The organism is Streptomyces sp. NPDC005955, from assembly GCF_042871255.1.
Taxonomy (GTDB): domain Bacteria; phylum Actinomycetota; class Actinomycetes; order Streptomycetales; family Streptomycetaceae; genus Streptomyces.
On sequence record NZ_JBIAIF010000001.1, the window covers coordinates 633,279 to 655,153 of the forward strand.

17 protein-coding genes and 1 tRNA gene are annotated in these 21,875 nt (G+C 71.6%); 10 read left to right on the top strand and 8 right to left on the bottom strand.

Annotated features, from left to right (window positions below):
- Window positions 1-59 precede the first annotated feature (59 nt).
- Together ACFYOU_RS02715 and ACFYOU_RS02720 are read left to right on the top strand one after the other, a co-directional pair.
- On the top strand, window positions 60-1,124 hold the full coding sequence (locus ACFYOU_RS02715) for a hypothetical protein (RefSeq protein WP_391302977.1): 1,065 nt from the start codon (window positions 60-62) through the stop codon (window positions 1,122-1,124).
- A 188-nt stretch (window positions 1,125-1,312) separates the two neighbouring features.
- Window positions 1,313-2,152 carry a patatin-like phospholipase family protein gene (locus ACFYOU_RS02720; RefSeq protein WP_391302979.1) on the top strand — a complete coding sequence of 280 codons (840 nt, stop codon included), beginning with the start codon at window positions 1,313-1,315 and terminating at the stop codon, window positions 2,150-2,152.
- Window positions 2,153-2,194: 42 nt separating this feature from the next.
- Here ACFYOU_RS02720 and ACFYOU_RS02725 read toward each other — a convergent pair whose 3' ends face one another.
- Complete coding sequence (locus tag ACFYOU_RS02725; protein ID WP_391302981.1) at window positions 2,195-3,580, bottom strand: cystathionine beta-synthase; 1,386 nt, start codon at window positions 3,578-3,580, stop codon at window positions 2,195-2,197.
- 241 nt (window positions 3,581-3,821) lie between these two features.
- On the opposite strand from ACFYOU_RS02725, the gene ACFYOU_RS02730 reads away from it, so the two are divergent.
- Complete coding sequence (locus ACFYOU_RS02730) at window positions 3,822-4,850, top strand: GDSL-type esterase/lipase family protein (RefSeq protein WP_391302983.1); 1,029 nt, start codon at window positions 3,822-3,824, stop codon at window positions 4,848-4,850.
- 460 nt (window positions 4,851-5,310) lie between these two features.
- On the opposite strand, the gene ACFYOU_RS02735 is transcribed toward ACFYOU_RS02730, so the two are convergent.
- Window positions 5,311-5,952 carry an SRPBCC family protein gene (locus tag ACFYOU_RS02735; protein ID WP_391302985.1) on the bottom strand — a complete coding sequence of 214 codons (642 nt, stop codon included), beginning with the start codon at window positions 5,950-5,952 and terminating at the stop codon, window positions 5,311-5,313.
- A gap of 218 nt (window positions 5,953-6,170) precedes the next feature.
- Between ACFYOU_RS02735 and ACFYOU_RS02740 the strand changes: the two genes are divergently transcribed.
- The 4 genes from ACFYOU_RS02740 to ACFYOU_RS02755 all read left to right on the top strand — a co-directional run bounded on the left by ACFYOU_RS02740 (window position 6,171) and on the right by ACFYOU_RS02755 (window position 9,851).
- On the top strand, window positions 6,171-6,827 hold the full coding sequence (locus ACFYOU_RS02740) for a WHG domain-containing protein (RefSeq protein WP_391302987.1): 657 nt from the start codon (window positions 6,171-6,173) through the stop codon (window positions 6,825-6,827).
- Between the two features lie 90 nt (window positions 6,828-6,917).
- Window positions 6,918-7,304: a VOC family protein gene (locus tag ACFYOU_RS02745; RefSeq protein ID WP_391302989.1), complete on the top strand. Its 387-nt coding sequence runs from the start codon at window positions 6,918-6,920 to the stop codon at window positions 7,302-7,304.
- 186 nt (window positions 7,305-7,490) lie between these two features.
- Window positions 7,491-8,711 (top strand): acetyl-CoA C-acetyltransferase, encoded by a 1,221-nt coding sequence (locus tag ACFYOU_RS02750; RefSeq protein ID WP_391302991.1) that lies wholly within the window; start codon window positions 7,491-7,493, stop codon window positions 8,709-8,711.
- 255 nt (window positions 8,712-8,966) lie between these two features.
- A complete protein-coding gene (locus tag ACFYOU_RS02755) occupies window positions 8,967-9,851 on the top strand; it encodes a hypothetical protein (protein WP_391302993.1) in 885 nt (294 codons plus the stop codon).
- A 34-nt stretch (window positions 9,852-9,885) separates the two neighbouring features.
- Here ACFYOU_RS02755 and ACFYOU_RS02760 read toward each other — a convergent pair whose 3' ends face one another.
- Together ACFYOU_RS02760 and ACFYOU_RS02765 are read right to left on the bottom strand one after the other, a co-directional pair.
- Window positions 9,886-10,197 (bottom strand): hypothetical protein, encoded by a 312-nt coding sequence (locus ACFYOU_RS02760; RefSeq protein ID WP_391302995.1) that lies wholly within the window; start codon window positions 10,195-10,197, stop codon window positions 9,886-9,888.
- 460 nt (window positions 10,198-10,657) lie between these two features.
- Window positions 10,658-11,560 carry a Bax inhibitor-1/YccA family protein gene (locus ACFYOU_RS02765; protein ID WP_391302998.1) on the bottom strand — a complete coding sequence of 301 codons (903 nt, stop codon included), beginning with the start codon at window positions 11,558-11,560 and terminating at the stop codon, window positions 10,658-10,660.
- Between the two features lie 464 nt (window positions 11,561-12,024).
- Here ACFYOU_RS02765 and ACFYOU_RS02770 point away from each other — a divergent pair, with 464 nt between their 5' ends.
- A complete protein-coding gene (locus tag ACFYOU_RS02770; protein WP_391303000.1) occupies window positions 12,025-13,224 on the top strand; it encodes a glycosyltransferase family 39 protein in 1,200 nt (399 codons plus the stop codon).
- Between the two features lie 433 nt (window positions 13,225-13,657).
- Here ACFYOU_RS02770 and ACFYOU_RS02775 read toward each other — a convergent pair.
- Both ACFYOU_RS02775 and ACFYOU_RS02780 read right to left on the bottom strand, forming a co-directional pair.
- Window positions 13,658-13,741: transfer RNA gene (locus tag ACFYOU_RS02775), tRNA-Leu, on the bottom strand.
- Window positions 13,742-14,178: 437 nt separating this feature from the next.
- Window positions 14,179-14,532, bottom strand: coding sequence for a DUF5713 family protein (locus ACFYOU_RS02780; protein ID WP_385486554.1), 354 nt, complete (start codon window positions 14,530-14,532; stop codon window positions 14,179-14,181).
- A gap of 337 nt (window positions 14,533-14,869) precedes the next feature.
- Here ACFYOU_RS02780 and ACFYOU_RS02785 point away from each other — a divergent pair, with 337 nt between their 5' ends.
- Together ACFYOU_RS02785 and ACFYOU_RS02790 are read left to right on the top strand one after the other, a co-directional pair.
- Window positions 14,870-15,640: an ABC transporter ATP-binding protein gene (locus tag ACFYOU_RS02785; protein WP_385486556.1), complete on the top strand. Its 771-nt coding sequence runs from the start codon at window positions 14,870-14,872 to the stop codon at window positions 15,638-15,640.
- A gap of 87 nt (window positions 15,641-15,727) precedes the next feature.
- Window positions 15,728-18,256 (top strand): FtsX-like permease family protein, encoded by a 2,529-nt coding sequence (locus ACFYOU_RS02790; protein ID WP_391303003.1) that lies wholly within the window; start codon window positions 15,728-15,730, stop codon window positions 18,254-18,256.
- 111 nt (window positions 18,257-18,367) lie between these two features.
- Here the strand turns inward: ACFYOU_RS02790 and ACFYOU_RS02795 are convergent, their stop codons facing one another.
- Both ACFYOU_RS02795 and ACFYOU_RS02800 read right to left on the bottom strand, forming a co-directional pair.
- Window positions 18,368-19,741 (bottom strand): class I SAM-dependent methyltransferase, encoded by a 1,374-nt coding sequence (locus ACFYOU_RS02795; protein ID WP_391303005.1) that lies wholly within the window; start codon window positions 19,739-19,741, stop codon window positions 18,368-18,370.
- A gap of 359 nt (window positions 19,742-20,100) precedes the next feature.
- Complete coding sequence (locus ACFYOU_RS02800; protein WP_391303007.1) at window positions 20,101-21,483, bottom strand: FAD-dependent oxidoreductase; 1,383 nt, start codon at window positions 21,481-21,483, stop codon at window positions 20,101-20,103.
- Between the last annotated feature and the right edge of the window lie 392 nt (window positions 21,484-21,875).

The window sequence follows — 21,875 nt, forward strand, 5'->3', positions numbered from 1 at the left end:
AGCATGGAAGGTGCCGCGGTGGTTCACCCGACCAGGGGGCAGGAAGACGAGGGAGAGCCGTGCAGCCGTTCCCCGATCCCTATCCCACCATCCTGTCGCCGGACGCCACGATGGACGGCGCCTTCAGCACGGCGATGGACCAGTTGAGCGGCGCCGACCAGGACGTCGTGCGGCTGATGCCGATCACCATCGCCCACGTCCGCCAGGGCGCCGGCTCCTACGAGACCTCCGGACAGTTCGAGACGGAGGAGGACTACTCGGCCAGCCTGCTGAAGGTGCCGATCATGTACGCCGCCTTCGAACTGCTCAGGAACATGGTGAACCTGGGGTTCCAGCTGGGTGACGTGACGACGGACGAGTACTTCCAGGGCGCCCGGGACACCTTCAACGACGCCATCTTCAGCGCGGTCCCCCTGATCTCCAACACGGTCGAGCGGGACCACGTCCTCCCCGACTACGAGAACCTCTTCCAGACCCAGAAGGACCCGACGACCGGGGTGCACACCCCCTCCTTCACCGACGCCTTCGCCCAGAACCTCGACACCATGCTCCGGGACGCGCACGCGCTCGGCGCCGCCATCGCCTGCATCCACGCCCTCCGCTTCGGCTACACCAACGGCGCCCTCGCCGCCGGCGGCCTCTTCCGGGAGGGCGCCGGAACGGCGTTCCCGCTCAACGGCATCTGGAACGCCGGGGACTTCAGCAGCTGGACCGACGTCGTGATCCCCGTGACGAACGACGTCACCAGTGCGCAGGCCACCACCACCTCCGACATGGCCAACCTCTACGCCCTGCTGACGGAGGAGATCCTCACCGGCGTCGGCGGCTTCAGCCCGCAGATGCTGGGCCTGCTGGCGCTCAACGCGAACAACGGCTGGTTCAACGCCACCACACCGCCCATCTGGGACCCCGCCACCTCCAACGTCACCGTCTCGCACACCAAGGTGGGCGAGGGGAAGTTGAAGACGGGACAGTTCGTGCTGTCGGAGGGGATCATCGTCCACGAGCAGGCGCACGGCGCCGACTTCATCGTGGTCTACCAGGACCTGCGCGACGGCTCGCCCACCGAGCTGACCGCCGTCGCCCGGTTGATCGAGAACACCATCGACGCCTTCCTCGCCTAGCAGCCGCGTCGAGCCGCGAACGTGGGTACCGCATGTCGCGGGCGGTTCCTGCCCGTTCGCCGACCGCTGCGGCCCCCGACCCGCGTCCCCGGTACGAGTGCTATCGTCGGCCACATAAACGGGGAGTATCCCCCACTTCGCTTGTCGCGGGGGGCGACGTCCCCGGTCGTCCAGGGGAAGGGGGAGGCATGCGCGGCACCGCACTCGTGCTCGGCGGCGGCGGACCGGTGGGGGGAGCCTGGTTGACCGGGGCGCTCGCCGGACTCGCCGGGGCAGGGATCGACCTCGGCAGCGCCGACGTCGTGATCGGCACCTCCGCCGGTGCCGTCTTCGGCTCCCGGCTCCGGTCCGGCGTCCCGGCCGCCGAACTCTACGAGCGCCAACTCTCCGGAGCGGACGCGGTCCGCCTACCGGTGACGGCTCGCCAGACGGCGCGCTTCCTCTGGGCGGCGCTCGGCTCCCGCGATCCCCAGCGGTCCGTCGAACGCCTCGCCCGGACGGCACTGCGCGCCCGGACCGGCCCGGAGTCGGACGTCTTCGACACGGTCGGCGCACTCCTGGGCGGGGTGCGCGACTGGCCCGAGCGGGAGTTGCGCATCGCCGCGGTCGACGCAGGGAGCGGACGGACCGGGGTGTTCGACGCGCACTCCCCCGCCACGCTCCTCGAAGCGGTCGCCGCGAGCTGCGCCGTACCCGTCGTATGGCCGCCGGTCACCGTGGCGGGCCGGCGCTGGATGGACGGCGGCAGCCGTTCGACCGCCAACCTCCAGCTCGCACGCGGGTTCCGCCGGGTACTGGCGCTCGCGCCGGTTCCCCGCGCGGTCGGGCCGCATCCGAGCGCCCCGCAGCAGGCCGCGGAGCTGTCCGACGACGGAGCACGGGTCATCCTGCTGTCCCCGGACCGCGCCGCGCGCCGGGTGATGGGCCGCAACCTGGTGGACGACACCCGCCGGTCGGCCGCCGCCCGTGCGGGCCACGCCCAGGCCCGTGCGTCGGCCCCTGCCGTGGCCGACGTCTGGCAGGGGTGACTGCGGCGAGGCGCACCGGGTCCGGCATCGCCCCGCAGACGGCTAACCCGCCGCCTTCGCCAGGAAGGAGAGCAGGTCCTGACGGCTCACCACCCCCGTGGGCTTGCCCTCGACCAGGACGATCGCCGCGTCCGCCGCCCCGAGGACGGACATCAGGTCGGCCACCGGCTCCCCGGAACCGACCTGCGGCAGCGGCGCCGACATGTGCTTCTCCAGCGCGTCGGCGAGCGAGGCCCGCTGGGTGAACAGCGCGTCTAGCAGCTCGCGTTCGACCACGGAACCGACGACCTCCGCGGCCATCACGTCGGGGTGCCCCGCGCCCGGCTTCACGATCGGCATCTGCGAGACCCCGTACTCGCGCAGCACCTCGATGGCCTGGCCGACCGTCTCGTCGGGGTGCATGTGCACCAGCGAGGGCATCGCGCCCTCCTTGTCCCGCAGCACGTCCCCGACCAGGGCCGAGTTGCCGCTGTCCTCCAGGAAGCCGTAGTCCGCCATCCACTCGTCGTTGAAGATCTTCGAGAGGTAGCCCCGGCCGCTGTCCGGCAGCAGCACCACGACCACGTCGTCCGGGCCGAGCCGTTCGGCGACCCGCAGCGCCGCGACGACCGCCATGCCGCAGGAGCCGCCCACGAGCAGGCCCTCCTCCTTGGCGAGCCGGCGCGTCATCTGGAAGGAGTCCTTGTCGGACACGGGCACGATCTCGTCGGCGACGGTCCGGTCGTACGCGGTCGGCCAGAAGTCCTCGCCCACGCCCTCGACCAGGTAGGGCCGTCCGGAGCCGCCCGAGTACACCGATCCCTCCGGGTCCGCGCCGATGACCTTGACCGCGCCGTCGCTGGCGTCCTTCAGGTAGCGGCCCGTCCCGGAGATGGTGCCGCCGGTGCCGACGCCCGCGACGAAGTGCGTGATCTTCCCCTCGGTCTGCTCCCACAGCTCGGGACCGGTGGAGTGGTAGTGCGACAGCGGGTTCTGCGGGTTGCTGTACTGGTCGGGCTTCCAGGCGCCGGGGGTCTCACGGACCAACCGGTCGGACACGTTGTAGTAGGAGTCGGGGTGCTCCGGGTCCACGGCGGTCGGGCAGACGACGACCTCGGCCCCGTACGCGCGCAGCACGTTGATCTTGTCCGTGGACACCTTGTCGGGGCAGACGAAGATGCACTTGTAGCCCTTCTGCTGGGCCACGATCGCCAGGCCCACGCCCGTGTTGCCGCTGGTCGGCTCGACGATGGTGCCGCCCGGCTGGAGCGCGCCGCTCTGCTCGGCGGCCTCGATCATGCGTACGGCGATGCGGTCCTTCACGGAACCGCCGGGGTTGAAGTACTCGACCTTCGCCAGCACCGTCGCCCGGATGCCGTCGGTGACGTGGTTGAGCCGCACCAGCGGGGTGTTGCCGACGAGGCTGATCATCGAGTCGTGGAAGTGCACCGTTGTCTCCGGGCTGCGAAGAAGGACAGGATTTGCCCCTCACCCTACGGCCCCGCACCGGTGCCCGGGGGCCGTCGACCGTCCTGACCCGTCCGCCCCGCCCCGCGCACGCGCCCCGACGGCTTCGGCCGGGTGTTCGCAGCCGTTCGGCCCCGGACCGTTCACCCGTCGCTCGCGATTGGCCCACCGCCCCGGCGGGGCAAGGAGTGGGTGTACGGCTCGAAGGAGGTGGCTGCGACGCATGTCGAGGGCGAGAGTGGCACGGCGGATCGCCGCGGGTGCCGCGTACGGCGGTGGCGGGATCGGTCTGCTGGGCGTGGCGACGCTCGGGGTGGTCCTGGCCGAGGTGCAGTTGGCGAAGCGGCGGGTCGGCAACCACGGCGGGGACGGCGCCGCGCCGCCGCGCGCCGACGGCCGCTACGGGACGGGGCTCGCGGGCGGCGGGGAGCCGTTGCGGCTGGTGATGCTCGGCGACTCCACGGCGGCGGGCGTGGGGGTCCACCGGGCGCGGGAGGTTCCGGGGGCGCTGATCGCCTCGGGGCTCGCGGCGGTGGCGGACCGGCCGGTCGAACTGCGTACGGTCGCCCTGCCCGGCGCCCGCTCCGACGACCTGGACCGCCAGGTGGGCCTGGTCCTGGCGGAGCCGCAGCGGATGCCGGACGTCTGCGTGATCATGATCGGGGCGAACGACGTCACGCACCGCATCCCGCCGACGCAGTCGGTGCGCTGGCTGTCCACGGCGGTGCGCAGGTTGCGGACCGCCGGGGCGGAGGTGGTCGTCGGCACCTGTCCCGATCTGGGGACCATCGAACCGGTGTACCAACCGCTCAGCTGGCTCGCCCGGCGGACCTCCCGGCAGCTCGCCGCCGCGCAGACCATCGGGGCGGTGGAGCAGGGCGGGCGGACGGTGTCCCTCGGTGACCTGCTGGGACCGGAGTTCGCGGCGAACCCCCGGGAACTGTTCGGGCCGGACAACTTCCACCCCTCGGCCGAGGGGTACGCCACCGCCGCGATGGCCGTGCTGCCGACGGTGTGCGCGGCGCTCGGCGTGTGGCCCGAGGAGGAGCGGCCCGACGCCTCCCGCGACGAGGGGTTCCTGCCGGTGGCGCGGGCGGCGGCGCGGGCTGCGCAGGAGGGCGGTACGGAGGTGACGGCCGCGCCGCAGACGGGGCCCCGGGGGCCCTGGGCCCTGCTCAAGCGTAGGCGGCGCCGGCGTATCCACAGTCCTGGGCCGGACGTCCACGAGGGCGGCGCCACGCGCACCGCGTAGCCCGCCGGCAGTTCCCCGCGCCCCCTCGGTGCGTCCATCTCCCGGTACGGGGCCCTGCACGGGTGCGCTGTCGTTCTGCGCAGTTCCCCGCGCCCCTCATCGGGTTCGTCCACCTGCCGGTTCAGGGTTCTGCGCGGGTGCGCTGGTGCTTTTGCGCAGTTCCCCGCGCCCCTCATCGGGTTCGTCCACCTGCCGGTTCGGGGTGCTGTGCGGGTGCGCTGTTGTTTTGCGCAGTTCCCCGCGCCCCTGAATGGGGCGCTTCGTCCGGGAGTCCGGCTGTCCGTACCCGCACGGGCCAGCGCACCCGAGCAGGAGCGGCCCCGACAGGGGCGCGGGGAACTGCGCAGACCAACAGCGCACCCGCACAGAACCACACACCGGAAGGCAAACGCACCCCATCAGGGGCGCGGGGAACTGCGCAAAAGCAGCAGCGCACCGCAGGTGGACGTACCCGACGGGGTCAGTGGCGCCGGGCGGGAGCCTCAGCAGCGGCCTTGAGGTCGCGCAGCCACGCCTCAAGCCCCTGACTCAGGATTCCCGTCGCGACGGGAACATCCGCATCGACCTGGGGCCCGGCGTGGGTCTCCTCGGTACGCACCCGGACGCCGCCCTTGACCACGGTGAACGTCCACACGTGCACACCGTCGATGCGCACCCCCTCGCCGACCGCGGGACCGGTCCAGCGGATGCACGCGTGGCGGCGCACCTGCTCGACGGTCGAGGTGATGTCCAACTCGGTGGCGGGGGTGACGGGGTTGGGCGGCACCGGCACCGTCCACCGGAACGCCGAGCCCGTCCGGAAGGGGCCGTCGTCGAGGCGGTCCACACCGGTGAGGTGGGGCTGCCAGGACGGCCAGCGCTCCACGTCCGTCTGGAGCTTCCAGACGGTCCGCAGCGGCGCGTGGATCACCGTTTCGGTGCGGTGGCGGACGCGTGCGTCGGGGTCGACGCCCTCCCCGCGGCAGGTGAGGGACGCACCGGGCCCGGAGGCGGTGGTCGCGGCGGCCGGGACGGTGGTCGCGGTGCCGAGGAGGCCGGCGAGCAGCGGGGCGGCGAACAGGGCGGTACGGACGCGGGTGCGGGTGTGGCGGGTGCCGGGCACGGGGTTCCCCTTGTCGACGGGTGAGTGGACCGCTCGGCGAGCGCGCCGTCGCCGTCGGGTGGGCGCGTCACCGCACCGCACACCGAACGAAGATGACGCCATCTCGCTCTAGTGAGAAGTTATAACTGCATGCGACCCGGGAGGTCAACGGCTTTCGTGATACCTTCTAACTAAACTTCAGAGCTATAGCCTCACGGGCGAGGGAGGGAGCGCGGGCCATGCCGGAGCAGGACGCGACGACACCACGGGAGCGCTACCGCGCCCAGGTGCGCGCGGAGATCAAGGAACACGCCCGGGAGCAGATCGCGACGGCGGGGGCGTCTGCGCTCTCGCTCAACGCCATCGCGAAACGGATGGGCATGAGCGGACCCGCGCTCTACCGCTACTTCGCCAGCCGCGACGACCTGATCACCGAACTCGTGCGCGAGGCGTACCGGAGTCTCGCCGGGACCCTGCGCGCGGCCTCCGACGACGGCGCCGACCTCGCCTCGCTGGTGCACGTCCTGCGCGACTGGGCCCTCCAGGACCCCCAGCGGTACCTGCTCGTCTACGGCACCCCGGTCCCCGGCTACCACGCGCCCGAGGACATCACCGGCATCTCCTCCGAGATCATGGCGACCCTGCTCGACGCGTGCGCGGCACTCGTGCAGGACGGCCCCGCGACACCGTTCGACGCCCATGTGGCGGCGCACCGGGACTGGGCCGGCGACCATCCGGCACCGCCCGCCGCACTGCACCGGGCCCTGATCGTCTGGACCCGGGTGCACGGCCTCCTGTCGCTGGAGGTGGCCGGCCACTTCGCCGGCATGGACTTCGACCCCGCCCTGCTCTTCGCCGCCGAACTGGACGAACTGCTGGCCCCCCGTACCGCCTGATCCGGGGCCGCCCCGGTGCGCGATCGACGGGCGGCTCCCCATACTGGAATCCGCGGGTCCGGCCCGGGCCCGGGGCATCGGAGGGCAGCCATGAGGATCCATCTGTCCAGCGTCTTCGTCGACGACCAGGACAAGGCCCTGCGCTTCTACACGGACGTACTGGGCTTCGTGAAGAAGGTCGAGGTCCCGGTGGGCGCCGACCGGTGGTTGACCGTGGTCTCGCCGGAAGACCCCGACGGCACCCAACTGCTGCTGGAGCCCGACGGCCATCCCGCGGTGAAGCCGTACAAGGAGGCGCTGGTCAGGGACGGCATCCCGGCCACCGCCTTCGCCGTGGACGACGTCCGTGCGGAGTTCGACCGGCTGCGCGCGCTGGGGGTGCGCTTCACCCAGGAGCCGCTGGAGGCGGGCCCGGTGACCATCGCGGTCCTGGACGACACCTGCGGGAACCTGATCCAGATCATGCAGGGCGGGTAGCGGGCCGACCGGGGAGACGGTCGGCGCCCGGGGCCGGAGAGTACGCTGAGCAAGCGCTTGGAAATTGCGGTCCGGGTCACATGACCATCCCCGTGACCCACGCGCTACGTAGCGGTAACTTCACGGGCACGCACCCTCACGGACGCCGAACACCGATACCCGAGCCCCCCGGCAAGGAGAACCCCGATGCCCGAAGCCGTGATCGTCTCCACCGCACGGTCCCCGATCGGCCGCGCGTTCAAGGGTTCACTGAAGGACCTGCGCCCCGACGACCTGACCGCCACGATCATCGGCGCCGCCCTCGCCAAGGTCCCCGGACTCGACCCGCGGGAGATCGACGACCTGATGCTGGGCTGCGGCCTGCCCGGCGGCGAACAGGGCAACAACCTCGGCCGGATCGTTGCCGTGCAGATGGGCCTGGACCACCTGCCGGGCTGCACGATCACGCGGTACTGCTCCTCGTCCCTCCAGACCAGCCGGATGGCGCTGCACGCGATCAAGGCGGGCGAGGGCGACGTCTTCGTCTCGGCCGGCGTCGAAATGGTGTCCCGCTTCACCCGGGGCAACTCCGACAGCCTGCCCGACACGCACAACCCGCTCTTCGCCGAGGCGGAGGCCCGCACCGCGGCGGTCGCGGAGTCGACGGGCGCCGGCTGGCACGACCCGCGCGAGGACGGGGCGCTGCCCGACGCGTACATCGCGATGGGGCAGACCGCCGAGAACCTCGCCCGCTGGAAGGGCATCACCCGACGGGAGATGGACGAGTTCGGGGTCAGGTCCCAGAACCTCGCCGAGCAGGCCCTCGCCAACGGCTTCTGGGAACGCGAGATCACCCCGGTCACCACCCCGGACGGCACCGTCGTCAGCCAGGACGACGGCCCGCGCGCCGGGGTCACCCTGGAGGGCGTCGAGGGCCTGAAGCCGGTGTTCCGCCCCGACGGCCTGGTCACCGCCGGGAACTGCTGTCCGCTCAACGACGGCGCCGCCGCCCTGGTCATCATGAGCGACACCAAGGCCCGGGACCTCGGGCTCACCCCGCTCGCCCGGATCGTCTCCACCGGACTGTCCGCGCTCTCCCCCGAGATCATGGGCCTCGGCCCGGTCGAGGCGTCGCAGCAGGCCCTGGCCCGTGCGGGACTGGGCATCGGGGACATCGACCTGGTCGAGATCAACGAGGCGTTCGCGGCGCAGGTGATCCCCTCGTACCGGGAACTCGGCGTGGACCTCGACCGACTCAACGTGAACGGCGGCGCCATCGCCGTGGGGCACCCGTTCGGGATGACCGGGGCCCGGATCACCGGGACGCTGATCAACAGCCTCCAGTTCCACGACCAGCAGTTCGGGCTGGAGACGATGTGCGTGGGCGGGGGCCAGGGCATGGCGATGGTGATCGAGCGGCTCAGCTGACGGGCAGCTCGGCCGACCGGGCGCCCCGGCCCGCGGAGTGCGCCCCGGGCGTGCACGGCGAATCGTGACCCAATCTCCCCCAGGATGTGATGTATCTCCTGGGGGAGATGCGTTTGCGCAGCTCACACTTGATCCTGAGGCAAACCCCCACTTCAGAAACCTGTCCAATTCGTGACGTAATGCACTGACAGGCCAGGGGTCCGCACTTCAAGCTGAGGTAGGAAGTCGGGGGTCGACTGACACCGGGAGTACTTCGTGAGCGCCTTGCCCATCGTTCTGCTGGTCACCACGGCCGCCGCCACGGCCGTGGGCGCCGCCGCCCTGCACGTCGTGCTCGGACTGCGCCGCCAGATCACCGCCCTGCGTACCGAACTCGCCCGACACCCGGCTCCCGACGCCCGTGCGCTGGTGCCCGCGGCCCGGTCCGCCGACACCGAGGAGATACGCGCGGCGGTCGTCGCCGCCCTCGCCCAGGAGCGGGAGCGCGAACTGGCCGAGGCGCGCGCCTTCTGGGCCGCGCAGGAGGCCCGGGACGCCGCCGACGCCCCCTCACTGCTCGGTCTCACCGATGACGATCTGTACCTGCCCCGGCACGCCGACTTCGTGGGCCTCGTGGAATCCGCCGACCTCGACGCACCGGACGGCGTCGACGGGTCGGACGGTCCTCCCGGCGCCGATGCTGCGGAAGGTCACACGGAGACCGCGACGCTCACCGGTCCCGACACGGTCGAGGGCCACCCCGGCGACTCCCCCGAACTCGCCGCCGCCCGCCGCCGCCACCCCTCGCACCCGGACTTCGTCCCCGCCCAGGCCACGCACTCCGGACCGTTCACGCCGACCGGGGACCACGAGCGCACGGTGCTGTGCCTGGAGGAACTCGCGGCGACCGGCGCCGCCCTCGCCGATGTGCGGCCCGGCCCGCTCGGCACCCTGGACGTCTACGTCTTCGAGGACGGCACCACGCTCTGCATGACCCCCGGCCACCGCGAGACCGCCGAACGGCTCGCCTCCGCGTTGCGGTCCGGCGAGCCGCCCGTGCTGCTCGGGGGCTCCGGGCTGTCGGGGGCGTACGCGCTGACCTTCTCCTGCGGCACGGAAACCGTGTACATACTCGCGGACCGCGTCATCGCCTCGCTCTGACTCACGCGGTCCGGCCGTCCCGGGGCCTGACGGGTCAGACGCCGGCGCGCTTCTGCGCTTCCTCGACCAAGGCGATCGCCTCCGCGAGCTGAGCGGGCTCGCTGAGCGCCACCGCCAGGTCCCGGCCCGCCACGGTGATCTGGTCGGCGACCGCGAACATGCCCGCGTCGGGCATCTCCCGGGGCTCCGTGCCGGGGGCCTCGATGTGCTGCGCCCGTACCGAGAGTTCCCTGGCCAGGGCCAGGGCCTCGGCCGCTGCGCCCCGCTGGAGGCGGCTCTGCGGGGCCGCTCTCAGGTGGTCGGCGAAGCGGTCCACGGCGGCGGTCAGTGGCGTCGTATCAAGCACGGGGACGACCCTAGCGGGTCGGTCGTTCACCGCGGGTGCGTAGGGGGGCGTCCGCGCAGTTCCCCGCGTCCCCTTCGGTACGTCCACCTCTGGCTGCGCCGTCCTGCTCGGGTGCGTTGTCCCGTGCGGGGTGCGCTGTGGCTTTGCGCAGTTCCCCGCGCCCCTGTCGGGGCCGCTCCGGCTCGGGTGCGTTGTCCCGTGCGGGTGCGCTGTGGTTGCCCGCGCAGTTCCCCGCGCCCCCTTCGGGTGCGTTCGCTGTTCTGCTCGGGTGCGCTGGTGTTTCGCGCAGTTCCCCGCGCCCCTTATCGGGGCCGCTTCCCGCGCGACAACGGCGAGGAGCGCCCGAGATCCAGGGGCGCGGGGAACTGCGCAACAGCCCAGCGCACCCGCACAGGGGCCCGGGGGAAAGCGGAACGGCCCCGCGAACCGGAGGGGTTCGCGGGGCCGTTGCCGGAACTGACTAGTCGCTGCTCTGGAGGATCGCGATCAGCCGCAGGAACTCCATGTAGATCCACACGAGCGTCAGCGTCATGCCGAACGCGGCCAGCCACGCCTCCTCGCGGGGCGCACCGTACGCGATGCCGTCCTCGACCTGCTTGAAGTCGATGGCCAGGAACGCCGCACCGAGCAGGACACCGACGATGCCCATGATGATGCCGAGCGTGCCGCTGCGGAAGCCGAGGCCGTCACCGCCGCCGAACACCGCGAACAGCAGGTTCACGGCCATCAGCAGCATGAAGCCGAGCGCCGCCGCCATCACGAAGCCGTAGAAGCGACGGTTGACGCGGATCCAGCCGGCCTTGTAGGCGACGAGCACCGCGGCGAAGACCGCCATCGTGCCGATCACGGCCTGCATCGCCGCACCGCTCGCGATGCGGTTGTCCACGATGCTGGAGATGACGCCGAGGAAGACGCCTTCCAGGGCCGCGTACGTCACGATCAGCGCGGGCGACGCCTTGCGCTTGAAGGACTGGACGAGGCCCAGCACCATCGCGGCGAGACCCGCGACGACGGCGACCCCGATGGACCGCGCGATGTTCGCGTCGTCCACGGGCAGCAGCGCCCAGGCCAGTGCGGCCGTGACGATGAGAATGCCGAGGGTCGTCCCCGTGCGCATGATGACGTCGTCCATCGTCATGCGTCCGGTGCCGGCCGGGGCCGGCGTGCCGGTGCCCTGGAGGCCGTCCGGCTGGGCGTAAGGGTTCTGGGCGTACGGGTTGGTGGGCGCGGGGGCGCCCTGCGCGTACGGGTTGCCCTGGGTCTGGACGGCGGGTCCCCCGGCCTGCGGCGCGGCGTTGAACCCCGCGTAGCCGTTGTCGCGGCTGAACCCCCGACGCGAGAAGACCGGGTTACTGCTCCTCATTTCACTCCTCCATGGCCGCGCTGCGCGGCCTTGGCCTCAAGAGTAATGTGCGGGCAAAGCATCTCCCCTAGTGCCTAGGGAGGATCTTTCCCCTTCCGTTACGGAAGAACGCCCGGCCGTAGCCGTGTGTTCCCGCACGCTCACCTGTGCTTACCGTTCCTTCTTCAGTTTCCCGCGCGGCCCCGTTCCGCACCCGCGTCCCCGGTCCCGTCGGCGCGCCGAGGGGTCGCGTTCGTCACACCTGTGGCCCCGCGGCACCCGTGCGCCGTCCCGGGCGACCGCGGCCGTTCGACGCCACTCTCACCGACCGGGTGCCCACCCGCCACCGGACTCCCCCGTCCGGGGCGTCGGGCACCGTCCACTGATCATTCCCGTTTGGCCGGAGTGAATTCCCCCGGATTTCCGGGCCGGCGGAAATGACTCCGCCGGAGTGCCCCGCTTTCGGGTCCGGGAGAATCGCCCCCATGTCCGACGCCAAGGCCGCCTCCCTCACCCTGCCCGCACCGGCGACGGCGGCGCCCGGTCCCGGTCTCCACCCGCCGCGGCCGACCCTGCGGCGGGCCGCACCCGCGCTGCTGGCCTACGCTGCGGTGCGGCTGACCGGCCTCGCACTCCTCGCGGTGGTCTCGGCCGCCACGGACGGGGACGGGCTGCACCGGCTGAGCGGCCGTTGGGACGCCGTCTGGTACCAGCGGATCGCCCAGAACGGCTACGGGTACGAGGTCCGGCTCGCGGACGGCTCGGTCCACTCCGACCTGGCGTTCTTCCCGCTGCTGCCCGCCCTGGAACGGGGCCTGTCCGCCGTGCTCCCGCTGGACGTCGCGGGCGCCGGCCTCCTGGTGTCGTGGCTCGCCTCGCTGGTGGCCGCCTGGGGCATCTACGCGGTCGGCGCACGGGCGTACGGGCCTCGGGCGGGCGTCCTGCTGGCCGCCCTGTGGGGGGCGTACCCGACCGCGTTCGTGCAGTCGATGGCGTACACCGAGACGCTGTTCACGGCGCTCGCGGCCTGGGCGCTGTACGCCGTCCTGACCGACCGCTGGATCACGGCCGGGCTGCTGTGCGCGGCCGCCGGGCTCACCCGGCCGACCGCGGCGGCGCTGATCGCGGCGATCGGGGTCACGGCACTGTGGCGGCTGGTGAGCGCGTACCGCGCGGGCGGGGCGTTGCGCGGGCACGCACGGATGATCGCCGGGGTCTGTCTGGCCCCGCTGGGCTGGCTGGCGTACATCGTCTTCGTGGCGGTGCACGAGGGCCGGCCGTTCGCGTACTTCGACGTGCAGGCGGGGTGGAACAACCGGATCGACGGGGGCGTGGCGCTCGCCTCGTTCGTGGTGGAGCAGTTCGGCCGCAACGTCCTCGCCGGTCTCGGACTGTGCGCGGCCTTCGGTCTGCTCTTCTGGGTGGGGTGGCTGTGCCTGCGCCAGCGACAACCCCTCCCGGTCGTCGTCTACGGCACCGCGGTCGTGGTGATCTCACTGATCGGGTCCGGGTACTTCGGCTCCAGGCCGCGGCTGATGATGCCGGCCTTCCCCCTGCTGCTCCCGGCGGCGGTGGCCCTGGCGGGGATGCGGCGCGGGGCCCTGGCGGGGGCGGTCATGGGTGCGGCGGCACTCGCCTCCGGTGCGTACGGCGCCTTCACCCTGCTCGGCCCCGGCCCCCCGTGAGTCGTCACCGGGGGAACGGACCGATGCCGCGCCCAGGCTGATCCCCGTCGCCTAAGACGCCGAAGAAGCCGAAGAGAGTGGAGCGCTTCGCCTTGGGGCTGATGGTCCGCGGCGCCGTCCGTCGGGGGTGAAGTGGTGGGCCTTTGCGGGGAGTTCGCCCTGCGGGTCGTGCTCCCCGGGCACGACTGCCGGCGGAGCGGTCGCCGGGCCCACGTCCACGGTGAAGACCTCGCGAACGGGTAGGTCGGGCCCGGCCGCGGTGGAGCGGCCCGCGTGCGGCGATCCGGACGATCCCCCTCACGGCTTTTGTCCGCTCTGTACGAGTCGTGCAGCGGGAGAAGCGTCGACGTGTCGCCGCGGCGTTCCCCCGCCCCGTGAAGGAGTCGTGCCCACCAGCCCGCTTCGGCTGGTGGGGCGATCGTGTGAAGATCGGTGCCCGGAACCGGACTTGAACCGGTACGCCCCGCGCGGGGCAGCGAGGTTTAAGCTCGCCGTGTCTGCATTCCACCATCCGGGCTCAGGGCCATGGCTCCGTGACCAGGGGTCCGAGCCTAGCCGGACGGGTAGCCCGAACAGCCGAACCGAAGCCCGATGTTGTCTGATTTTATTGAGGTCTGAGGGAGCATCAGACACCGGGGCCCTCCCGTCCGCACCCAAAGATTGCCCTCATCCGTCGGCTCCCATGCCGAGCGTGAAATGACGGGAATTCACCGTCGGTGTAGGGGGTCGTTCAGTCGTTCGCGTGGGTTTCGGCCATCGCTCGCAGCGAAACGTCAACCCAACCCCTGCGCACACCACCCACACGGGTTGTGCGCACCGCCTTCACCAAGCCGCCGCACGCTGCCGCACGCCCCCGCGCACCGTCGCACACCGGCGCGCGGCGACCGCCGTCAGTGCGCGGAGGAGCGCGCCGGTGACCGTCTCGCTCCGTCCCCCGTCAACGCGCCGGAGCCGTCACCACTCGCGCGCCTCGACCAACCGCTCCGGATCGGCGTCCACGAAGCCGTAGCACCCGGCCACGAGGAAGAACGCTTCGCAGATCTCCTCGCGCGCGACGGTCTCCAGTTCGCTGCCCTCCGCCTCGAACACCGACTCCAGGTCGTTGAACTCCTCCGTCGCGACGGCGGTGAGGGCGTACAACGCGGTCAGGTCCGCGGGGCCTTCGGACTCGATCCGCTCGCACAGCCGCAGCAGGACGGCGACGCCCCGGTCGACCAGGTGGTCGGGGAAGTACTCGTCGGTGTACATCCCGCCCAGCAGCGCGGAATCGGCGACCAGTGCGGCGACCTTCTCGTTGGTGACCGGCACGGCGGTCCCCCTGTCTGCTCGGTGGTGGGCACGGGCACCGGGTGGGGCCGCGCGGACGCGCCGGACGACCCGGGGAACGCACCGCCGGGGCTGCCCGGCACGGCACCACTGTGCACCGGGCCACTGACAGTCGCCCCGCCCGACCGGTGCCGATGCCGGGGACCCCGCCCCGGGGCGGGGTCCCGGTCGCAGACGGGGGTCATCCCCAGGTATGACTCGGGGCGGTCCGGTGCGACCAAGGGTTGTCCCCGGAACCGGAACAGCGGCTGACTCCACGGCCCGGATCGGCGGACAGGATGGAAGACGTCCCGCCCCGAACCGACAGGGAGTGCCCTCCGTGACCACCACCTCCATCGCAGACCGCGCCACGGGTGTGGCCGCCCGCGCCACGAACCTGAGCAAGGTCTACGGCCAGGACGAGACCAAGGTGGTCGCGCTCGACCACGTCACCGTCGACTTCCACCAGGGCCAGTTCACGGCGATCATGGGCCCCTCCGGTTCCGGGAAGTCGACGCTGATGCACTGCGTCGCCGGGCTCGACAGCTTCAGCAGCGGCTCCGTCCGGATAGGCGAGACCGAGCTGAGCACGCTCAAGGACAAGCAGCTCACCCAGCTCCGCCGGGACAAGATCGGCTTCATCTTCCAGGCGTTCAACCTGCTGCCGACCCTGACCGCCCTGGAGAACATCACGCTCCCGATGGACATCGCCGGCCGCAAGCCGGACCAGCAGTGGGTGAACGCGGTCATCGACATGATCGGTCTGCGGGCCCGCCTCGGGCACCGTCCCACCCAGCTCTCCGGCGGTCAGCAGCAGCGCGTGGCCGTGGCCCGCGCCCTGGCCTCCCGGCCGGAGATCATCTTCGGTGACGAGCCGACCGGCAACCTCGACTCGCGCTCCGGCGCCGAGGTCCTCGGCTTCCTGCGCAACTCGGTGCGCGAGCTGGGTCAGACCGTCGTCATGGTCACCCATGACGCCGTCGCCGCCTCCTACGCGGACCGGGTGATCTTCCTCGCCGACGGACGGATCGTCGACGAGATCCACGCCCCCACGGCCGATGCCGTGCTCGACCGGATGAAGGCGTTCGACGCCAAGGGCCGCGTCAGCTGACCCACCGGGCTCCCCGTCGCACCACCCCGCAGCCCGGCCGCCCGTCGTACCGCCGTATCCCGCGGCCCTCACACCAGGACTTCACTCATGTTCCGTACCGCCTTGCGCAACGTGCTCGCGCACAAGGCCAGGCTGCTGATGACCGTGCTCGCCGTCACGCTCGGCGTCGCGTTCGTCTCCGGCACCCTGGTCTTCACCGACACCCTCGGCAAAGCCTTCAGCAGCCAGTCCGCCAAGAGCTACGACGACATCGCCGTGGTCGTCGAGGGCCCGGAGAAGGACGGCCAGCGGCTCGGCATCCCCGCGGGCACCCTCACCAAGGTGCAGGGCGTGGACGGGGTCGACGAGGTCACCGGCCGGGTCTCCGGCTTCGCCGGGGTCGCCGACGAGGACGGCAAGCTGCTCGGCGTCGGCTGGTCCAACACCGGACGCAACTTCGCCCCCGACGAGAGCGGCAAGGACGCGGCGTTCGACTTCGTCCGGGGCGAGGGTCCCGTGCAGGACGGACAGATCGCCCTCGACAAGGCCACCGCCGACAAGGGCGGCTACGCGGTCGGGGACACCGTGCGGGTCGCGACGACCGGAACGGTCCAGGAGTACGACCTCGCCGGCATCTTCACCACCGACGACGGTCAGGTGAGCGCGGGCGGCAGCCTCGTCCTGTTCGACACCTCCGTCGCTCAGGAGCAGTACCTGCGCCCCGGCCACTTCGAGGGCTTCACCGTCGCCGCGAAGTCCGGCGCCTCGGCGCAGCAGATCCTCGACGAGGTCAAGCCGCTGCTGCCCGAGGGCTCCAAGGCGAAGACCGCCGAGAAGGCGGCGGCCGACGAAGCCAAGATGATCAAGGACTCGATGAAGAACATGAACACGATGCTGCTGGCCTTCGCCGGCATCGCGCTGTTCGTGGGCATCTTCCTGATCGCCAACACCTTCACCATGCTGGTCGCCCAGCGCACCCGTGAACTGGCCCTGATGCGCGCCGTCGGCGCCTCCCGGCCGCAGGTCAAGCGCTCCGTCATCATGGAAGCCCTGTTCGTCGGCACGATCGCCTCGCTCATCGGCTTCGGCGTGGGCCTCGGGCTCGCCACCGGGCTGCGCTCCACCCTGAACGCCCTGGACATGAAGATCCCGGACGGTCCGCTGGTCGTCTCCGCCGCCGCGGTGCTGTCCGCGCTGGGCGTCGGCATCGCGGTCACCGTGCTCGCCGCCTGGCTGCCCGCCCGCCGCGCCGCGAAGATCCCGCCGGTCGCCGCGATGAGCAGCGTCCACGCGGTCGCCTCCGGCAAGTCCCTGCTGGTGCGGAACGTCATCGGCGCCGTCCTCGCCGGTGCGGGCGCCCTCGCGATCACCGCGGGCGCGGCCCAGGGCAGCACCGGTCGCATGCTCATCGCGGTGGGCGCCTTCCTGACGCTCATCGGCTTCATCATCCTGATCCCGCAGCTCGCCCGCCCGGTGATCGCGGTGTTCCGCCCGCTGCTGACCAGGGCCTTCGGGGTCTCCGGGAAGCTCGCCGCGCAGAACGCCGTCCGCAACCCGCGCCGCACCGGCGCCACCGCCTCCGCGCTCGCCATCGGTCTGACCCTGGTCACCGGACTGACCGTGATCGGCGCCTCGATCGGCCAGGCGATCGACCGCACCACCACCGACCAGGTGCGCGGTGACTTCCGGATCTCCATGTCCAGCGGACACCCGTTGGACGACTCCTCGCTCGCACTGCTGGAGAAGGCCGAGGGCATCGAGGCCCTGTCGCCCCAGGAGGCGATCCAGGTGCGGGTCGAGGGCAAGGAGCGCCACGCCTCCGCGGTGACCGCGGACGGGGTCGACGAGGTCTACCACCTGCCGGTCGTGAACGGTTCGTTCGACGGGCTCGGCCAGGGGCAGATCGCCGTCGCCGAGAAGACCGCGGAGAAGCAGGGCTGGAAGGCCGGCGACACGATCCCCGTCACCTTCGAGGGCAACGGCAAGAAGGACACGCAGCGGCTCACGATCGCCGCGGTCTTCGAGGACAACGACTTCGTCTCGCCCTACCTCCTGCCCCGCGAACTGGCCACCCCGTACCTGACGCAGTCCGCCATCCAGGAGATCTGGGTCTCGATGCAGGGCGGCACCACCGAGGCCAACGAGAAGGCCCTGGTGGACGCCCTCGGCAACAACCCGGGCATGAAGGTCCAGGACCAGAAGGAGTTCCGCGACGAGATCGGCGGCATGATCAACATGATGCTGAACATCATGTACGGGCTGCTGGGCATGGCCCTGATCATCGCGGTCCTCGGCGTCATCAACACCCTGGCCATGTCGGTGTTCGAGCGTCAGCAGGAGATCGGCATGCTGCGGGCCATCGGCCTCGACCGGCGGCGCGTGAAGCGGATGATCCGGCTGGAGGCGATCGTGATCTCGCTCTTCGGCGCCACCGTCGGCATCGCCCTCGGCTCGTTCCTCGGCTGGGCCATCGGCGAGACGATCAAGGGCAGCATCCCGGACTACGAGCTGGTCCTCCCGGGCGGACGGATCGTCCTCTTCCTGGCCCTGGCCGCGCTGGTCGGCGTGCTGGCCGCGATGTGGCCCGCGCGCAGCGCCGCCCGGCTGAACATGCTGACGGCCATCAAGACGGAATAGCCCGCCCCGGGGCACCCCCCTCCCGCGGCGGCTGTTCCAGGGCCCCGGTACCGGATTCCCGGTACCGGGGCCTTCCCGTACGCCCGTGCCCCGGGCGTACGGAGACCGGATTCAGGGCACGGCGGGGGCGAACTCCCCACCGGCCGAGCGCTCCGTCCAGGTGCGGATGCGCAGCGGCAGACCGGACGCACCGGACTGGGGGGTGCGCACCGCGAGGATCTGGTTGACGCCGATCCGGTTGCGCTCGAAGGACAGCGCGGACGCGGCCATGTACAGCCGCCACACCCGGGCCCGCCCCGGGGAGACCAGCCGCAGGGCCCGCTCCCAGCCGGACTCCAGATTGGCCACCCAGCGGCGCAGGGTGAGGGCGTAGTGCTCGCGGATCGACTCCAGGTCCCGGACCTCGAAGCCGGCCCGTTCCAGGGCGCTCACCGTGGTGCCCACCGGCGCCAGCTCGCCGTCCGGGAAGACGTAGGCGTCGATGAACTCGTCCACCCGGTACGTCGTCTCGTCGCGCTGCGGACGGCGGGCGATCTGGTGGTTCAGCAGCCGCCCGCCGGGCCGCAGCAGGGCGTACAGGTCGCGTGCGTACTCCAGGTACAGGTCCGCGCCGACGTGTTCCGCCATCCCGATGGACGAGATCGCGTCGAACGGCCCGTCCCGGACGTCCCGGTAGTCCTGGACGCGGATCTCCACCCGGTCGGCCAGCCCCTCCTCCGCGACCCGCTTGCGGGCGTACGCGGCCTGCTCCTGCGACAGGGTGATGCCGACGACCGTGGCCCCGTGCTCGCGCGCCGCGTGCAGCGCCATGGAGCCCCAGCCGCAGCCCACGTCCAGGAGTCGGGTGCCGGGGCGCAGGTCGAGCTTGCGCGCGACCAGTTCGAGCTTGTCGCGCTGGGCGTCCTCCAGCGTGCGGGCGCGCCCCGGGGCCGGGGCGTCCCAGTACGCGCACGAGTAGACCATCGCCGGGCCGAGGACCAGCTCGTAGAAGTCGTTGCCGACGTCGTAGTGGTGGCTGATGGCCTGTTCGTCGCTGCGGCGGGTGTGCAGGTGGAGCCGGCCGGAGCGGTGGCGCTCCTCGTGCGGGGGCGGCGGGGGCGGGAGCGGGCGGGCCAGGACGGCGAAGGCGCGGGCCGCCGCGCGGACGGACGGGTCGCGCAGCGCGTCCAGCAGGCCGGGCGCCCGTTCGTCGCGGTCCCACAGGACGCCGGACAGCCGGTCCAGGGCCTCGTACAGGTCGCCCTCGACATCGATGTCCCCGGCGACCCAGGCCCGGGCGAGTCCCAGCTCCCCCGGCTTCCACAACAGTCGGCGCAGGGCCTTGCGGTGACGGATCACCAGGGTGGGGGCGGGGGTGGCGTCCTGGTCGGTCGCCGTGGCCGGCGGGCCGGACTCCGAGCCGTCCCAGGCGCGGATGCGGAGCGGGAACGGGGCTCCCAGCAGGCGTTGCGCGAGGTTCTGGAGCTGACGGGCGGCGGGCTGCATCGCGATGTCCTTACGTGGCGGGGCCTGGTGATGGTCCATCACCACGTAAACACCGGGTCGGGGGCCGTACAGTCCCGTCGCGGGGCCGTGCGGGTCGGTTTTTCGCCAGCGCCCTCCGGGTGGCGGAATCCGTTCGACGGGGCCCCGCGGAGCGGCCCCACGGGCACCGACACGGGTCCGCGGGCCGAGGACGTCCACCGGTGCCGGGACGGCCGCGGACCGGGTGCGGTTACGGGGCCGAGGGCGGTTGCCGGGACGGATACGGCCGTGGGCAGGGGCCGGGTACGACTGTGGGGCCGTCCGCACCACGGATGGCGGACGGCCCCACAGGCGTACACGAGCGAGGGGCGACCAGCGGGTCAGGCGCTGAGCTTCTCCTGCTCCTCCTTCTTCGCCACGGGCGGCGGAGTCGGCTTCGCGGCCTCGTAGAACTCCTCGCGCGGCGTCTCGATCGCACCGAGCGAGACAACCTCGCGCTTGAGGAACATGGCGAGGGTCCAGTCGGCGAAGACCCGGATCTTGCGGTTCCAGGTCGGCATGGCCATGCCGTGGTAGCCACGGTGCATGTACCAGGCGAGCCGGCCGCGCAGCTTGATCTTGAACTTGCCCATGACGATCATGGCCACGCCCTTGTGCAGGCCGAGGCCCGCGACCGCGCCCTTGTTGGCGTGGCTGTACTCCTTCTGCGGGAAGCCCCGCATGCCGGAGATGACGTTGTCGCCGAGGAGCTTGGCCTGGCGCAGCGCGTGCTGGGCGTTGGGCGGGCACCAGGCGTTCGGGTTCCCGGCCTTGCGCGCGGCGACGTCGGGCACCTGCGCGTTGTCGCCGGCGGACCAGATGTAGTCGCTGCCCTGCACCTGGAGCGTGGTCTGGGTGTCCACGTGGCCGCGCGGGCCGAGCGGCAGACCGTAGTGGGCGAGCGCGGGGTTGGGCTTCACGCCGGCGGTCCACACGATGGTGTTGGACTCGACCTCAAGGCCGTTCTTCAACACCACGTGGCCGTCGACGCAGGACTCCATCGAGGTGCTGAGGTAGATCTCCACCCCGCGACCCTCAAGGTGCTCCTTGCCGTACTTGCCGAGCTTGGGTCCCACCTCGGGCAGGATCTTGTCGGCGGCGTCGACGAGGATGAACCGCATGTCCTCGCGGGAGACGCTGGTGTAGTACTTGGCCGCGTCCCGGGCCATGTCCTCGACCTCGCCGATGGTCTCCGCACCGGCGAATCCGCCGCCGACGAAGACGAAGGTGAGCGCCTTGCGGCGGACCTCCTCGTCGGTCGTGGAGTCGGCCTTGTCGAGCTGCTCCAGGATGTGGTTGCGCAGGCCGATGGCCTCCTCGACGCCCTTCATCCCGATGCCCTGCTCGGCGAGACCCGGGATCGGGAACGTCCGGGAGACGGCACCGAGGGCGATCACCAGGTAGTCGAAGGGCAGCTCGTACGCGTCACCGACGAGCGGCGCCACGGTGGCGACCTTGCGGTCCTGGTCGATGGTGGTGACCCGGCCGGTGAGGACCTCCGCCTTGGGGAGCACGCGTCGCAGCGGGACGACGACGTGCCGCGGGGAGATGCTGCCGGCGGCGGTTTCGGGGAGGAAGGGCTGGTACGTCATGTACGAGCGCGGGTCGACGACCGTGACCGTCGCCTCTCCGTACCGCATCTTCTTGAGGATGCGGCTCGCCGCGTACAGACCTACGTACCCACCGCCTACTACGAGGATCCTGGGACGCTCCGTGGTGCTCATGGCATCGAGTATCCACCCGCCACGGAGGGGTACTTAGTGCGCCCCTTCACAAGGATCACTACTCCCTCTGCTATAGTGCCCGACCCGCGTGACGGAGGTCATGCGCGCAGGGGGGAACCCTGCGCCCCCTCGGTACGTTGGGTCACCCCTGTCAATACCGCCTGAGCTGCACTATCGACCCCTCGACCCGGTACCGCGGCCCCCTTGATCCGGACCCGTGCCACACGCCGGGAACACCCCACAGTCGCCCGACTCGGGACCTTGGACCCATAAGCAGGGGTCTTGGGGGCCTCCAGGGCGCCCGCCAGGGGTTTTTTCCTTGTGAAGAACTTCACGAACTTTCCCGCAGAGGGTGGCCGGAACACTTCGGGACGGCGCGTTCACAGCCCCTC